Annotated in this window: 15 protein-coding genes; all 15 read left to right on the top strand. The window is 32.1% G+C overall.

The window, feature by feature from the left end; all coding sequences use genetic code 11:
- The first annotated feature begins 64 nt into the window (after positions 1-64).
- The 15 genes from CLJU_RS11185 to nikB all read left to right on the top strand — a co-directional run bounded on the left by CLJU_RS11185 (position 65) and on the right by nikB (position 15,279).
- The gene (locus tag CLJU_RS11185) at positions 65-1,249 is read left to right on the top strand and encodes an MFS transporter (RefSeq protein ID WP_013238922.1); all 1,185 of its coding nucleotides are present in this window, start codon (positions 65-67) and stop codon (positions 1,247-1,249) included.
- Between the two features lie 53 nt (positions 1,250-1,302).
- A complete protein-coding gene (locus CLJU_RS21345; protein ID WP_049781887.1) occupies positions 1,303-2,118 on the top strand; it encodes a uroporphyrinogen decarboxylase/cobalamine-independent methonine synthase family protein in 816 nt (271 codons plus the stop codon).
- A 14-nt stretch (positions 2,119-2,132) separates the two neighbouring features.
- Positions 2,133-2,447: a uroporphyrinogen decarboxylase family protein gene (locus CLJU_RS21340; RefSeq protein WP_049781886.1), complete on the top strand. Its 315-nt coding sequence runs from the start codon at positions 2,133-2,135 to the stop codon at positions 2,445-2,447.
- A 12-nt stretch (positions 2,448-2,459) separates the two neighbouring features.
- Positions 2,460-3,821, top strand: a complete 1,362-nt coding sequence (locus CLJU_RS11175; RefSeq protein WP_013238921.1) for an MFS transporter — start codon at positions 2,460-2,462, stop codon at positions 3,819-3,821.
- A 718-nt stretch (positions 3,822-4,539) separates the two neighbouring features.
- On the top strand, positions 4,540-5,079 hold the full coding sequence (locus CLJU_RS11170; RefSeq protein WP_013238920.1) for an ECF transporter S component: 540 nt from the start codon (positions 4,540-4,542) through the stop codon (positions 5,077-5,079).
- The gene (locus tag CLJU_RS11165; protein ID WP_013238919.1) at positions 5,069-5,656 is read left to right on the top strand and encodes a class I SAM-dependent methyltransferase; all 588 of its coding nucleotides are present in this window, start codon (positions 5,069-5,071) and stop codon (positions 5,654-5,656) included. Before CLJU_RS11170 ends, CLJU_RS11165 begins: the two co-directional genes overlap by 11 nt.
- A 354-nt stretch (positions 5,657-6,010) precedes the next feature.
- Complete coding sequence (locus CLJU_RS11160; RefSeq protein ID WP_041705441.1) at positions 6,011-7,396, top strand: sigma-54 interaction domain-containing protein; 1,386 nt, start codon at positions 6,011-6,013, stop codon at positions 7,394-7,396.
- 553 nt (positions 7,397-7,949) lie between these two features.
- On the top strand, positions 7,950-9,500 hold the full coding sequence (locus CLJU_RS11155) for an ABC transporter substrate-binding protein (protein WP_049781916.1): 1,551 nt from the start codon (positions 7,950-7,952) through the stop codon (positions 9,498-9,500).
- Positions 9,497-10,459, top strand: coding sequence for an ABC transporter permease (locus CLJU_RS11150; protein WP_013238916.1), 963 nt, complete (start codon positions 9,497-9,499; stop codon positions 10,457-10,459). The genes CLJU_RS11155 and CLJU_RS11150 overlap by 4 nt, the downstream gene beginning before the upstream one ends.
- 3 nt (positions 10,460-10,462) lie before the next feature.
- A complete protein-coding gene (locus CLJU_RS11145; protein ID WP_013238915.1) occupies positions 10,463-11,266 on the top strand; it encodes an ABC transporter permease in 804 nt (267 codons plus the stop codon).
- Between the two features lie 85 nt (positions 11,267-11,351).
- Complete coding sequence (locus CLJU_RS11140) at positions 11,352-12,155, top strand: ABC transporter ATP-binding protein (protein WP_013238914.1); 804 nt, start codon at positions 11,352-11,354, stop codon at positions 12,153-12,155.
- On the top strand, positions 12,149-12,952 hold the full coding sequence (locus CLJU_RS11135) for an ABC transporter ATP-binding protein (RefSeq protein WP_013238913.1): 804 nt from the start codon (positions 12,149-12,151) through the stop codon (positions 12,950-12,952). The genes CLJU_RS11140 and CLJU_RS11135 overlap by 7 nt, the downstream gene beginning before the upstream one ends.
- Positions 12,953-13,138: 186 nt before the next feature.
- Positions 13,139-13,876: a class I SAM-dependent methyltransferase gene (locus CLJU_RS11130; protein WP_013238912.1), complete on the top strand. Its 738-nt coding sequence runs from the start codon at positions 13,139-13,141 to the stop codon at positions 13,874-13,876.
- 33 nt (positions 13,877-13,909) lie between these two features.
- Entirely contained in the window at positions 13,910-14,233 is a 324-nt protein-coding gene (locus tag CLJU_RS11125; RefSeq protein WP_013238911.1) for a DUF8180 domain-containing protein, read from the top strand.
- 107 nt (positions 14,234-14,340) lie between these two features.
- On the top strand, positions 14,341-15,279 hold the full coding sequence (gene nikB, locus CLJU_RS11120; RefSeq protein WP_013238910.1) for a nickel ABC transporter permease: 939 nt from the start codon (positions 14,341-14,343) through the stop codon (positions 15,277-15,279).

Below are 15,279 nucleotides of genomic sequence, written 5' to 3'. Positions count from 1 at the left end.
GCATTTTATATAACAGGAGTTTGATAATTTTTAAAATTATTATACAGAAAAGGAGCAAAAGAATATGAGTGAAAAAAAATACGGTTTAACAGTAAAAGTTGCTGTGTTAACTTTGGCAGCCATGTTATATACAACAAGTATGACCACACCGGCACTTGGTGAAATAGCAAAGGCGTTTCCTAATGTAAGTGCCACTGAAGTTAAACAGATTTCGACTATACCGTCTTTGATGATGATTATATTTTCCTTGGTACCTGGACAACTCGAGCGATTTATGTCCAAAAAGGCGGTAATATATTTATCGTTTATTCTAATGTTTATTGGAATCTTGCCTGCTTTCTTTGGAGGTATGACTTTAATATTATTTACCAGGGTTTTATTTGGTGCTGGCCATGGAATGCTATTTCCTTATGCTGCATCTATGATAGCTTATTTATTTGAAGGTGAAGAAAGAGATGCACTAATGGGATATAAGACATCTGTGGGGGCTGTTTCTGGTATAATATTTCAAGTAGTTGGCGGTATTTTAGCTGTGTATAGTTGGAGATATGCTTTTCTTGGATTTTTGCTTATGATACCATCATATTTAATGGTAATGTTTATGCTTCCAGAACCAGAAAAAAAATCCACTCAAGCTGAAACATCTGTTTCGAAAGGAAAGGCGACTGTTAATACTTATATAATCGCGCTATTAAATATGATATTAAATATTATGACATTTTCCTTTATGACAAATGTATCTATAGTTATGGTATCAGATAAGATAGGAAATGCTGCTCAAGCTGGCTTTGTGCTTACGCTATTTACTGTTGGTTCTTTTATTGCATCTATGATGTATGGCAGAATTATAACAAAAATATTTAAGAAATTCACTATTGTTTTCGGAGTTGGATTCCTAGGTTTATCATTTCTTTTACTAGTAAATGTAAACACATATTCACTGTTTTGTGTGGCAGGAGTTATTTATGGACTTGGTTTTGGAACCTTTAATCCGGAAATTGTTCTTAAAGTTATTAAAAGTTCATCAGCACCTGCAGCAATTTCAACAGGTATTCTTTTTGCACTACAGGGCTTTGGACAATTTTTATCTCCCTTTGCGCTAACAGCTGTTACCAGAATGTTAGGAATTACTGGCCCAAAGGCAGCGTGGAATGTTGCTGCAGTAGGTGTTTTAGGGATTGCTATAATTCTTTGTGTGGTATTAGCTTTTACAAAAACGGAGGAAAGACCATTTGCTGAAAAAAGATAATGAATAGAACTATTTTAAAATAAATTTATATTTAAATTTGGGGGTGTAATAAAATGACTCCACAAGAAATGACTGAAATATGTAATAAAAGAATGATGGCTGCTCTGAATATGGAAAAACCAGATAGAATTCCAATATTGTTTTCTGGACACTGTTATTATAATTTTATAGATCCAACAATGGTTATGGCTGATTTCTGGAGAAGACCCAGGTTGGTAGATGAAAATCTTATAAAGGCTGCAAAGCTTCCTATACTGAAAGAAATAGATTCACCACCAATGGTTTCCCTTGGAATGCCAGCGGAAACTAAACATCAAAGTTTTGCAGCTAAGTGGTTTGCAAAAATGAAAGTACCTGGTCGTGAATTGCCCGAAAATGCGCTCTGGCAAATTAGTGAACAGGGACCGATGACTGAAGAAGACTATGATATTATCATAAATAAAGGCTGGAATTATTTGAAACAGGAACTATTAAAAAGAATTGGATTTGATCCTGATGTACTGCCAAAACCAGATATGGATTATGGTAAGGAACTGCAAGTAAAAGTAGCAGCTCTTGGTAAACAAAACATTGGCAGGGCAGGGGGAATGTTACCTTTCCCACCTTTTGAAGTGTTAAGTGGTGCACGTAAATTGCCTAAATTTTTTAGAGATTTGTATCGTATTCCAGATAAAGTAAGAGCTGCTTTAGATATCGTAGAGGATGAATGTGTAGAAGAATCAGCTAAATTGATAGATGCCATACCTGGTGCATATGGTTTCATTGGCGGAACTCGTGCTGGTTGTGATTTTATATCATCAAAAGTTTTTGAAAAATTCTACTTTTCGTATTATAGAAAGTTGGTACCTATGATGCATAAAAAAATGTAAAAGCCTGGCTGCATATGGATGGAAACTGGGAATTGTTTCTACACTATTTTGCAGAATTTCCTAAGGCTTCATGTGTATGGGACCCTGATCATATAACTGACATTCGAAAGATTAAAGAAATACTTGGAGATAAAATGTGCATTACAGGCAACGTACCTCCGGCACTTACATCTGTTGGTACACCTGAAGACTGTTACAATTATGCCAGGGATCTTGTAGAATTATTTAAAGATGATGGTGGTTTTATTATGAATTCAGGTTGCAGTGTTCCACCAAATGCAAAACGCGAGAACGTAGAAGCTGTTGTATTAGCAACATTAGGCAAATAGAGAGGTTATATTATGAAAAAAAAGAAATCTGTTTATACTGTCAAATCTTTACGTTATGGTGTAACCAATGGTTTTACAACAATGATGACGATGGTAACTACTACTTACTGGGCAATATTTTTAACTTCTGCAGTTGGGGTTGAAACAGCAATAATGGCAACAATTTTAACTTTTAGCAGTATTGTTGACATGATTTCAATACCTATATGTGGTATAGTACTGCAAAAGGGCAGGTTAAAAGGCGGAAAATTTCGTCCGTGGTTAATTATTGGCGGTGTACTTGCAGCCTTATTCCGCTGGTTAAGCTTCACAGATTTAGGGCTTACTGCATCAGGTAGGGCAATATGGTTTGCTGGTACTTACATTCTTGGATATGTATTTTTCAATTTAGCTTACTCGGCCTTTATGGGTATACTACCTCTTATGGCTAAAACTCCTGATGAGAGAGTTTCATATTCAGCTTGTCGTGTAATGTGCAATTCAGCTGGAAAATTTTTATTTAGTTTAACCAGTGTTGGATTGATAGCGTTTTTTGGGAGAAATAGTGAGTCCACCGGTTATTCCATGTTTGCATTATTACTAAGTGTCATGGCTTTTTTAGGCTTTTTTCAGCTGTTCTTTGCGGCAAAAGAGTATGATGTTATTACCTCATTAGAAGATAAATCTGGAAAAGTTAAAGATCAATATGATGCATCAATATGGGAAATGATAAAATATACAATTTCAAAGCCTTTTCTTCTTTATCTTCTTGGTGCATCATGTAAAGGTACAATTTACTTCATTATTACAGGACTTGCGGCATATTATTATACGTATGTAACGGGTAGTAAATTAATGCTTACCACATTTTTATCTTTAAGCACATTCTTAATGATTTTTGGTTCCTTCATTACACCTTTTATAAGTAGACTAGCAAAAGGTTCGCGTAATATGTACATTTTGGGTATGGCAGTATATGGATTGTGCCTTGGATCCGCATATTTCTTTGGCAAAACAGCTATATCTTTTACAGTTGTTATGTGCCTTGGATATATAGGCTATTCATTTTCACATGCAAGTGAATCAGCTTTATACTCAAATATTGTAGACTATACTAAGTGGAAAACTGGCAAGGATTTAAAGCCTTTCATGATGACATTGTTTTCACTTGTACCAAAGATAGGTACAACTATAGGGAGTGCTGTTCTTGGGTTTGGACTTGTTGCGGTTGGTTTTCAAAAAAGTAATGTAACACCTTATGCAGTTAATGGAATTAGATTATTAATGAGTGGCATACCTGCTGTCTTGTCAGTTGTATGTATTATAGCACTGCTGTTATTTCCTCTTACAGATAAGAAGGTTATAGAGATGCAGGCTGATATGGTAAAGAAATAAGATTTTTAATAACCAGTGTAGTATTGTATGATATATAATTATCAATGAATCTTACTTAGTGGGAGTTCGGTTTCTCCCACTAAGTTTAGATGAATTATCTAGGGGCGTAGATACTGTTAGCTCCCACTTTGATAGAAGTGGGAGTGTTACAGTAGGTAGCCATCAGATAAAAATACTTCAGCACAGTGGATTAGATGTGCTGAAGTATTTTTAATTAGAAATAACATTTAAGGGTTTAAGTGTTTAAGGGTTATTAAAATGTTTTTTCAAACATATATTCACTATCTTAATTTAAGCATTTTTTGTGCCAATTAAGTATGCTTGAAATGTCAATATATTATTTTAGTTTATTATCATAATGATAAAAATGCGGTATCGTAATGATAATAAGTTGCTATTTTTATCATTACGATACCAGACTATTTGATCTGTTATCAAAATGTGATCTATGTAAATAAATTTAATATTTGCATAGATTTTTTACTATTATTTTTATAAAAGCAGGTCATGTAGTTTTATCGGCAAATGCTCTAATTACAATAAAAAAGCTAGCAAATCTCTTTTGAAATTGAATTATATTCTGGAATATGGATATGACAAACTTTTACTACAAATATGGGTTTATATGGAAATTTAACAATTAAACAAATTTATTGTAAAAGTTGGCATAAAAATTGCTTTGCTTAATAACATTATAACTATTAATGGGGGTTTTAAAATGACAAAGAATAAAGATGTAGTACAATTAGTAAGAGCTGCGGTACTCGTAGCAATAGCATTGATATTACCATATTTTTTTCATGGTATAAATAATGTAGGAAGTATTTTTCTTCCAATGCACATTCCAGTATTAATTGCAGGTTTTTTACTTGAACCTAAATATTCAGTTATGGTAGGTATAGTAGCTCCAGTGTTGAGTTCACTGTTTACAGGTATGCCGCCAATACCGTACTTATATGTGATGATAGTGGAATTGGCTGCATATGCATTTTTAATATCTGTTTTATATAATAAATTTAAATTTAAAATATATACATCCTTAATTTTAGGGATGATAGGTGGTAGAATAGTAAGCATGATTGGAACTTTTTTAATACTTCATATTATTATGACTAGGCCCTTTAATTTTATATCTGTAGTTTCAGGATTGTTTATTACAGGAATTCCGGGCATAATAATACAGCTTATATTTATACCAATTATAGTAACTATACTTGAAAAAAATGTTGGTAAGGTGGGAATAAAAAATGCAAGATAAAGAATTTTTTAATGAAGTAGCTGAAAAATGGGATACGATGTGCTGCCATCCAAGGGAAAAGGTGGATCATGTAATTGAAAGCATAGGTCTCACTGAAGGAGAAAAAGTGTTGGATATAGGAAGCGGAACAGGAATAGTAATACCTTATCTGGAGAAAAAAGTAGGAAAGAGTGGCAGCATAACTGCGCTTGATATTGCAGGAAATATGATACAAGTTTCTAAAAGAAAGAATAAGTACCTTAATTTAAATTTCCAGGTAGCTGATTTTTTGGAATATGAGAGCAGCAAAAGCTATGATTGTATAGTGGCTTATTCCTGCTATCCTCACTTTAAAAATAAGGAAAAGTTCTTTGAAAAATCTTATAGCTTATTAAAATCAGGAGGAAAGCTTGTCATAGCTCATATAGAAAGTAAAGACGTAATAAATTTACGTCACAGTAAAATAGAAGACAAGTTAGATTCCAATACACTTGTAGATATAGAAAAATTAGCTGAGTTTGCACAGAAAAGAGGATTTGTTTCTAGTTATACACAAGATGATAGTGAATTTTATATATATGTGGGCAAGAAGTCTTAATTTTTGTGATAAAATTTTGTAAAAATAATTCAGCACAGTGGATTAAATGTGCTGAATTATTTTTAATTAGAAATAGTGTTTAAAGAGTTTTAGTTTTAGGGCTATTAAAATGGTTTTCAAACATATATTCATTGTTTTATTAAAGCATTTTTTATGCCAGTTAATTATTATTGAGATATCAGTAAACTATTTAAAAACAGTATCATTATGATAAAATATTAGTATCAATATAATAATAATGGGATTTTTATATCATAATAATACTAGTTCTTTTAACTTATTATCAAAATTTTAAATACTGGAAGGGGAGTTCATAAATTGGAAGACACAGACTTCTTAGAAGATGTAAATAACATGTGCAGAATTGATATGGACAGTATACTAGAATACGATATATCATATTTTGTGCTTCAGGCTATATTTGACTGCTGTTATGATGGCCTCATAATTACGGATGAAAATCTTTTAATAAAAAAAGTAAACATAACAACCGTTAAGATATTGGGAGTTAAAGAAGAAATATTATATACAACTTATTTAAATGATATACTAAAGGATGACTTATTGAAAACTGTAGTGCTTACAGGCGAAAGTAAACAAGCCCAGGACTGCAGCTTTTATATAAATAGTAATAAGATAAGATGTGTTATAAATTTGGTTCCTGTAAAATTGAGAGGGAGAATTATAGGACTAGTACTTGCGCTTAGAGATACTAAAGATCTACATAAAATGGTAAACAATGTAGTTGGATATAAAGCTTCTTTTACTTTTGATGACGTTATTACTAAAAATGAAAGAGAACAAACTGTTATAAAACTGGCTAAAAAAGCAGCGAAGACAAACTGCAATATACTTATAGAAGGTGAAAGTGGTACGGGAAAAGAAGTATTTGCTCAATCTATTCATAATTACAGTAATAGAAGCAGAGGACCTTTTGTAGCTGTAAACTGTGCTGCAATACCTAGAGAATTAGTGGAAAGTGAACTATTTGGATATGAAAAGGGTGCCTTTACAGGTGCATCAAAAGGAGGAAATCCGGGGAAATTTGAATTAGCAGAAGGAGGTACAATATTTTTAGATGAAATAGGAGAACTTCCACTGGATATTCAGTCCAAGCTTTTGAGAGTACTGGACAATCTTAAAATAGTTAGAGTAGGTGGTAATTATGAAAAATCTATTGATGTAAGGGTGATTGCAGCAACGAATAGAATGCTTAAAGATGAGGTGAAAAGCAAAAATTTTAGAGGGGATCTTTATTATAGGCTTAATGTTATGAACATTCATCTTATTCCTTTAAGAGATAGAAAGGAAGATATAGAACTTTTAGCACAGTATTTTGTAAGCCAGCTTAATGCTAAAAATCCGTGTGATCCCAAGTATATAAATCCATCCTACATAGAAAAGTTGAAAATGTATAATTTTGAGGGAAATACAAGAGAACTTAGAAATGTGGTGGAAAGGTCGTATTATCTCTGCGAGGAAACTATGATAACTTCAAAGTATCTTATGGGCAAGAGCGTTAAGGTTGAAGCGCCAATAAATAATGATTTACCAAAACAAATATTGCCTTTAGAAGTAGTAGAAGAGAAGTGTATACGAAATGCACTTCAATATTGTAAGGGAAATGCTATGAAGGCGTCTAAATTATTACAAATAGGCAAGGCTACTATATATAGAAAAATAAGCAAATATGGCATAGATTTGAATTTGTACAGCAGTAAAGTTGAAAAACAAAATTAAATACTCAACTTCACAGTTTAAAAAATTGCAACATAATTTTTTTAAAGAATAAAGAACAAAGTTCAAATATCAAATAAGGATAATTTTCTTCCTAACGTCAGAAATATTAAAATTATAGATTTCCTGAGGTACGAGGGAAATCATCTTTATCTGTTCTTTGTTATTTGAACTTTGCTATTTTCAAAAGCTTTGCGACGCAAGTTTTTTATATTAAGTCAAAATTTTATATGTGCAAAAGCTGAACTAAATATAACTTAAGTATACTTTATCAGAATGAAACTATAATATCATTATGGAACAAAATAATATCATAATGATATTATAGTTTATTTTTTGGTATTGTTTTAGGGAATATTTCTTGGTATAAATATGAGTTTTGACTAGAAAAGTGTATTATTTGATAATATTTTCACCTATATCAAAAATATTACTGTGTGGTGTTAATCTGGCATAAATATTGCTGAATAATTTAATGTGACAAATTAACCAGTATTACTATAATTTAGGGGGGATAAGGTTGAAAAAATACTTAGGAATAGTAGTTTGTTTTATAATGCTTATAACTACGGTCTTTACAGGCTGTGGAAATTCAACAGCTACTTCAAATCAATCTAATGAAGGAAAAGGTAAGACACTTGTTTATGGAGCTGAATTTGAAGATGAAAAAATAAATTCAGTATTAACAGCATCACATGCTTTTGCTACAGATTTAGTTTTTAGGGGGCTTATGAAATTTGATGAAAATGATGTCCCAAAACCTGAAATTGCTAAATCTTATACAATATCTAAGGATAAGTTAACTTATGATTTTATACTTAAAAGGGGAATTAAATTTCAAGATGGAACAGAAGTTAAGGCAGATGATGTGGTATTTACTATAAAAACCATATTAAATGACAAAGTAAATTCAGAATTGAAGCCTGAATTTGAAGATGTAAAAGACATTCAGAAAGTTAACGATTATGAAGTTAAGATAACTCTTTCAAAAGTTTTTCCGGCATTTTTGGATAAAATGACAGTAGGATTGGTTCCAAAACATTGCTTGGAAGGAAAAGATGTAAATACTGCAAATTTTAATGTACAACCTATAGGAGCAGGTCCTTTTAAAGTCGAGAAATGGAACAAAGGAAGCAACTTAATTTTAACAAAATCTAAATATTATTATGGAAAAACTGGAAATATAGATAAGATAATATTTAAGTTTTTACCTGATGCTAATGTAAGAGCCATGCAGCTTCAAACAGGAGAAGTTAATATAGCTCCAGTTGCACCTGCTGAAGTTGCGAAACTTGAGAAAAACAGTAAAGTAACAATTTGTAAAGCACCTACAGCAGATTATAGAGGAATAATGTTTAATTTTAGGACAAAACCTATGTTTAAAGATGTAAATGTTAGAAAGGCACTTAATTATGCTACAGATAAACAAAGCATAGTAAAAGGGATACTCCTAGGATATGGTGAAGCAGCTTATTCACCAATTCAATTAAATAAATACAACAATCCTAATGTAGAAAAGTATGAGTATAATTTGGATAAAGCAAATCAACTTTTAGAGCAGTCAGGATGGAAAAAAGGAACAGATGGAATAAGAGAAAAAGATGGTCAGAAGCTTCAATTTACTTTATTTGCCAGAAACAATGATGAAGTTAGAGTTAAAGTTGCAGAGTATGCAGCCTCACAAGCTAAAAAAGCTGGATTTGATATAAAGGTTGATGCAAGAGATCCTAAAGCTGAAGCAATAAAAGATACAGAAGCTTTTGTAGTAGGATGGGGAAGTCCTTTTGATGCAGATGATCATACGTATAAAATATTTAGATCAGATCAATTTGAGAAGGGAAGCGGATTTAATTTTGGAGACTATTCAAATCCTCAAGTAGATGATTTGCTTGAAAAGGCAAGAAGTACTTCTGATGATAATCAGAGAAGAGAATATTATGATGAGTTTCAAAAGGTAGTAGCAGAAGATCCAGCATTTAGTATGGATGCGTATTTAACTGCACTTTATGGCATTGATAAAAATATATCTGGATATACACCTAAAAGAGTTTTAGGACATCATGGAGAAGGATTTTTGTGGAATGTTGAGGAGTGGAATATGAAATGATATCTAGGTTTGTAGTTAGAAGGATAATTCAGGGCTTTTTGGTTATATTCTGCCTTAGTATAATAAGCTTTGCTATTATAAATGTTGCGCCGGGAGATCCGGCAGCAGCTTTATATGGCGACTTGGCTGACAGGTTGACTACAGAAGAGAGAAATAGGATAAATGAAAACTATGGAGCAGATAGACCTGTAACTGAAAGATATATTAAATGGGTTAAGGGGGTAGCCAGAGGAAACCTTGGTGTATCCTATGTTGAAGGAAGAGAAGTAACTGCAATATTAAAAGAGAAAATACCAAATACACTTAAATTAGTTTTGTGGACCATAAGTCTTATACTTGTATGCTCTCTTTTGCTAGGGTTAAAGGCAGGATTTAATGAAAATTCCTTTTGGGACAAATTTGTAAGTGGTATGAGTGTGTTTTTTTACTCAATACCTTCCTTCTGGATTGCTCTTTTATTCATAATTTTATTTTCTGTATGTTTGGGATGGCTGCCCTCTGCAGGAAATAAAAATATAAGTGGTAGTGGAGGGGTATTTTCTAATTTAAAGTATTATATTATGCCTGTATCAGTACTTGTAATTGCTCATGCAGGAGCTTATGCCAGGTTTATACAAGAAAAAGTTAAAGAAGAAGTAAACAGCCATTATGTAATAGCAGCAAAAGCAAATGGAATGGATGACAGAAAAATAATGAAAGGTATTATAAAAAATGCATTGGTACCATTTATGAATTATTTGGGCATAACTATACCAAGCTTCTTTGGCGGATCTGTTGTAATAGAAACCGTGTTTTCCTGGCCGGGACTTGGAATGCTTAATGTTAAAGCAGCTAATTCAAAGGATTACCCGCTTCTCATGGGTGCTATATTTATGACAGGTATACTTGTAGTTATATCTATAATGATCACAGATATACTGCAGCTAGTTGTAAATCCTTCCCTCAGAAAGCAGGTGTAATACATGAAGAAAAATAGAAGGTATCTAATATGGGTTATTCTCCTCTGCATCATAGTATTAGCCTCCGTATTTGCTCCATTTATATCAAAGTACAATCCTGTAGAAGTGAAACTTGGCAATGTACTGCAAAGACCGGGAGCTGGCCATATAATGGGAACTGATGCCATGGGAAGAGATGTGTTCTCAAGGGTACTTTATGGCGGAAGAGTATCGCTCAGTGTAGGTTTTATATCAGTAATTATATCCACTATTATAGGAATTATATATGGAGGAATAAGTGGATATTCAGGTGGTAAAATTGATAATTTTATGATGAGAATTTTAGATATATTTTTAGCTGTACCAACTCTTATCATCATGCTGGCATTACAGACAATAATAAGGGGAGGAATTGTGAGTATTATACTTGTAATTGGGTGTACTGCATGGATTCCCACTGCTAGAATAGTGAGATCACAATTTATAGAACTCAGAGATAAAAACTTTATAAAGTCTGCTATAGTAATGTCTACACCACTTTGGAAAATAATAATAAAGCATATGCTTTTAAATAGTATGCCTGCAATTATAGTAATAGCCACTTTAACTTGTGCACAGTCCATATTTATGGAAGTTTCAATGAGCTTCCTTGGAATAGGAGTGCCTCCAGGAACTCCGTCCTGGGGAAATATGTTAAACAATGCTCAAAATGACATAATGACAGGAGCCTGGTGGGTAGCTGTATTTCCGGGCATTACTATAGTAACTTCAATGCTTTGCATTAATTTTATCGGTGAACATTTAAAAAAGAAAGTTACTTATGCATAGAGGGAGATATAGGAACGTAGAAAAGGAAAATGCGAAATAATCTAACTTCATCAGCTAATTAGCTAATGAACTCTGGAGGTATCAAATGGATAATATTTTAGAAGTTAAAAACTTGAAAGTTGCATTTAAAACTAAAAATAGTATAAAAGAAGTCGTAAAAGGAATTAACTTTCAAGTAAAAAAGGGTAAAGTGACTTGTATTGTAGGTGAGAGTGGAAGCGGAAAAACCATGACAGTAATGTCAATTATAAATGTATTACCTAAAAATGCCTTTATAGAAGACGGCAGCATAATATTTAACAATGGGAATATATCCAAATTAAATAATAGTGAAATGAAAAAAATAAGGGGGAAAAAGATTTTTTCAATATTTCAAAATCCAATAAATTGTTTTAACCAATCCATAACTATGGGAAATCAACTATATGATTTAATATCTAGCAATATGGATATTACAAAAGGAAAATTCAATGAAAAGATTTGTACTATAATTGAAAGCTTAAATTTAAAAAACCCAAAGGTTATACTAAATCAGTATCCTTTTCAGTTAAGTGGGGGTATGCTGCAAAGAATGATGATAGCTGCAGCTATTTTTATGGAACCGGATATTATAATAGCAGATGAGCCTACAACAGCTCTTGATGTTACTACTCAAAAGGAAATATTAAAACAGTTTAAATTAATTCAAAAAAAATTCAATACTACTATACTCATTATTACACATGACTTTGGAGTTGTAGCAGAAATTGCAGATTATGTATTTGTAATGCAAAAAGGTGATTTGGTTGAAAAAGGAAATGTATTTGAAATATTTAATAATCCTAAGCATAAATATACAATATCCCTTATAAAGGCTACCTTTGATAGAAAGGAATCAGAAGTATGTTAATAGAGGCAAGAAATCTATCTAAGATATATAAGACCAAGTTATCACTTGTAAAAAGCAAAAATGAAACTATAAAGGCTGTAAATGATGTTTCCTTTTCAATAGATTCAAATCAAATTGTAGGACTTGTGGGAGAAAGTGGATGCGGCAAGAGTACACTTTCCAGACTTCTTATAAGACTTGAAAAGCCTACAGAAGGTGTTATTAAGTTCAATGGAGAGGACATATGGAAGTACAATAGGGGCAGCTTAAAGGAGTTTAGAAAAAAAAGCCAGATAATATTTCAAGATACTCTTACTTCATTAAATCCCAACATGAAAATTTTAGATTCCCTTATGGAACCTTTAGATAATCATTTTAATATATCACGTAGGGAAAAGTTAATTAAAATAGATGATATAATTTCTTTCGTAAATTTGGAAGAGGAATTGTTATATAAATATCCAGGAGCTTTAAGTGGCGGGGAGAGACAGAGAATTAACATATGCAGGGCACTTCTTTTAAATCCTCAGTTTCTAATATGTGATGAGATAATATCCAGCTTAGATGTGTGCACTCAAGCCTGTATACTCAATTTAATAAAAAAATTGAATGATTTAGAAGGTACTGGAATACTTTTTATTTCCCATGATATAAGTGCAGTAAAATATATATGCAGCAAAATTCTTGTCATGTACAGGGGAAGTATAGTTGAAGTGATGGACAATACAAATGAAAATTACAAAATAAAGCATCCTTATACCAAAAGCTTATTGAATTCAGTTCCTATAGATAATCCAAACAAGAGAAATATAATCTAGGTTACAAGTAAGTGCTAGAATAGTTTCATAATGATAAAAAATCTCAAAGTGATACAAAAAGGTATCGCTTTGAGATTTTTTTTGCTTAAATCACGAAAAATATGGCTAATATGTCTGGCATAAAATTTGCTGTATAACTAAATATATACATAAAAATGAAAATTTTCTACACAAGGAGGTAATTTAATGGGAGAAATTGAAAGCTATTGGAACAATCGGGCAAATACATATAGTGAAATGATAAGTGAGGATATAAACAGTTTTAAAAGAGAAGCCTGGAGTAAAATAATTAAAAATAAGGCGGGAGATAATGTAAAAGCATTAGACATAGGTACAGGACCTGGTTTTTTTGCAATAATCATGTCACAAATGGGATATGATGTAACTGCTGTGGATTGTTCCACAAGTATGCTTGAGGAAGCTAAATCCAATACACAGTTGGCCGGAGTAAAGGTTAAATTTATGAAAGGCGATGTGGAAAATTTGGATTTGCCTGTAGAAAGTTTTGATTTAATAGTGAATAGAAATGTTACATGGACTTTAAAGGAACCTGTAAAGGCTTACAAAAATTGGTTTAGCCTTTTAAAAAAAAGCGGGAAATTACTTATATTTGATGCAAATTGGTATTTAAGGCTGGCAAAACCTGAACTTGAAGAAGAATATACAAAGGATATAAAATTGGCTGTTGATATGGGTTATGATTGTAAAACCAATGAGAAACAGAGATCAAAGTGTAAGGATATTGCAAGGAATCTTCCACTGACGTATGAACTGCGTCCTGAATGGGATAAAAGGGCATTGACTCAATGTGGATTTGAAAAAATAATTATTGAAGAAGATATTTCAAACAAAATATATACAGAAGAAGAAAAAGTAGCTTATAGAACAGCACCCATGTTTAGTATATGTGCTTGTAAGTATTAATCAACAAAAGACTGAAAGGAGGTGAATACCTTTATGATTTTTAATGGAGAACATGAATATAAATACCATCATATTGAGAATCGCAGCGGTGATAAATGTGAACACAACCATGATCATGCTGCTGCAGGTGAAGAATTAAAAGACTGCGTATCAGATTTAGATAAAGAAGAAAAAACTTTAAAGATATTGTTAGATCACTGGGTTGAACATAACAGATCTCATGAAGGTGAATTTAAAAACTGGGCTGAAAAGTCAAAAGCAATGGACAAAGTGAAAACAGCTGAGTTAATACAAAAAGCTGTGGAATTTATGGAAAAGTCTAATGAAATGCTTATAGAGGCTAAAAAAAGTATGTAATATGCTAATGACCTGCAAATAATTATTTTGTAGGTCATTGCTGTGAAGCATTTTAAATTACTCTATAAGTACTTTTACAATTTTCAGGAAAGGGTGAAAAAAATAATTTGCGAAAATACATAATGAAAAGGCTATTACATTTAGTACCTGTTTTATTTGGGATTACTTTTTTAACATTTGCACTTACATATTTTTCCCCAGGTGATCCAGCACTCTTGATGCTTAGTGCAACAGGTGTAACCCCTTCTCCAGAACTTGTACAAAAAGTTAGAGAAGAATTAGGACTAAATAATCCTTTTTTATTTCAATACTTACATTGGTTAGGTGGTGTATTTACAGGAAACTTTGGTACTTCCTATAAATACAGCAGACCTGTGTTAGATTTAATATTAGTAGCTCTGCCAGCTACTTTTAAGCTTGCAGGTGCATCACTTGTTATGATGATGTTTATAGCACTGCCTTTGGGTATTACGTCAGCATTACATAAAAACAAGGCATTAGATTATATAATTAGAATTATATCTTTTTTTGGAATATCTATGCCAGGATTTTGGGTTGGATTATTACTTATGTATATATTTTCAATTAAATTTAAACTTTTACCGGTTGTGGGTGACACAGGATGGAAAAGTATTATATTACCTGCAGTTACTTTGACAATTGCAATGGCATCAAAATATACAAGGCAGCTTAGGGCGGCTATACTAGAAGAAATATCCAAGGATTATGTAATTGGAGCTAAAGCTAGAGGAGTTAAAGATAGCGCAATACTATTTGGGCACGTTTTAAAGAGTTCATTATTATCAATTGTAACTTTATTAGGCTTATCTTTAGGATCCTTACTCGGAGGAACAGCTATAGTTGAGACTATTTTTTCCTGGCCTGGAGTTGGAAAGTTAGCTGTAGAAGCTATATTTAACAGAGATTATCCAGTAATACAAGGATATGTTGTATGGATGACGGTTATATATGTATTAATTAATATGATTGTAGACATTTCATATTATTTTCTAGATCCAAGGATTCGTTTGGAAAAGAGGGCTTAA

It is taken from the genome of Clostridium ljungdahlii DSM 13528 (genome assembly GCF_000143685.1).
Lineage (GTDB): Bacteria > Bacillota > Clostridia > Clostridiales > Clostridiaceae > Clostridium_B > Clostridium_B ljungdahlii.
The sequence above is the reverse complement of the archived record's forward strand: the minus strand, read 5'-3'. Positions and strand labels throughout refer to the sequence as shown.

Excerpts from the sequence above, each read along its gene's own strand:
- CLJU_RS11130 (WP_013238912.1), top strand. The coding sequence starts at position 13,139 with ATGGGAGAAATTGAAAGCTATTGGAACAATCGGGCAAATACATATAGT.
- CLJU_RS11185 (WP_013238922.1), top strand. The coding sequence starts at position 65 with ATGAGTGAAAAAAAATACGGTTTAACAGTAAAAGTTGCTGTGTTAACT.
- CLJU_RS11150 (WP_013238916.1), top strand. The coding sequence starts at position 9,497 with ATGATATCTAGGTTTGTAGTTAGAAGGATAATTCAGGGCTTTTTGGTT.
- CLJU_RS11175 (WP_013238921.1), top strand. The coding sequence starts at position 2,460 with ATGAAAAAAAAGAAATCTGTTTATACTGTCAAATCTTTACGTTATGGT.
- CLJU_RS11140 (WP_013238914.1), top strand. The coding sequence starts at position 11,352 with ATGGATAATATTTTAGAAGTTAAAAACTTGAAAGTTGCATTTAAAACT.
- CLJU_RS11155 (WP_049781916.1), top strand. The coding sequence starts at position 7,950 with ATGCTTATAACTACGGTCTTTACAGGCTGTGGAAATTCAACAGCTACT.
- CLJU_RS11135 (WP_013238913.1), top strand. The coding sequence starts at position 12,149 with ATGTTAATAGAGGCAAGAAATCTATCTAAGATATATAAGACCAAGTTA.
- CLJU_RS11170 (WP_013238920.1), top strand. The coding sequence starts at position 4,540 with ATGACAAAGAATAAAGATGTAGTACAATTAGTAAGAGCTGCGGTACTC.
- CLJU_RS11160 (WP_041705441.1), top strand. The coding sequence starts at position 6,011 with ATGTGCAGAATTGATATGGACAGTATACTAGAATACGATATATCATAT.
- CLJU_RS11145 (WP_013238915.1), top strand. The coding sequence starts at position 10,463 with ATGAAGAAAAATAGAAGGTATCTAATATGGGTTATTCTCCTCTGCATC.
- CLJU_RS21340 (WP_049781886.1), top strand. The coding sequence starts at position 2,133 with ATGGATGGAAACTGGGAATTGTTTCTACACTATTTTGCAGAATTTCCT.
- CLJU_RS11165 (WP_013238919.1), top strand. The coding sequence starts at position 5,069 with ATGCAAGATAAAGAATTTTTTAATGAAGTAGCTGAAAAATGGGATACG.
- CLJU_RS11125 (WP_013238911.1), top strand. The coding sequence starts at position 13,910 with ATGATTTTTAATGGAGAACATGAATATAAATACCATCATATTGAGAAT.
- CLJU_RS21345 (WP_049781887.1), top strand. The coding sequence starts at position 1,303 with ATGACTCCACAAGAAATGACTGAAATATGTAATAAAAGAATGATGGCT.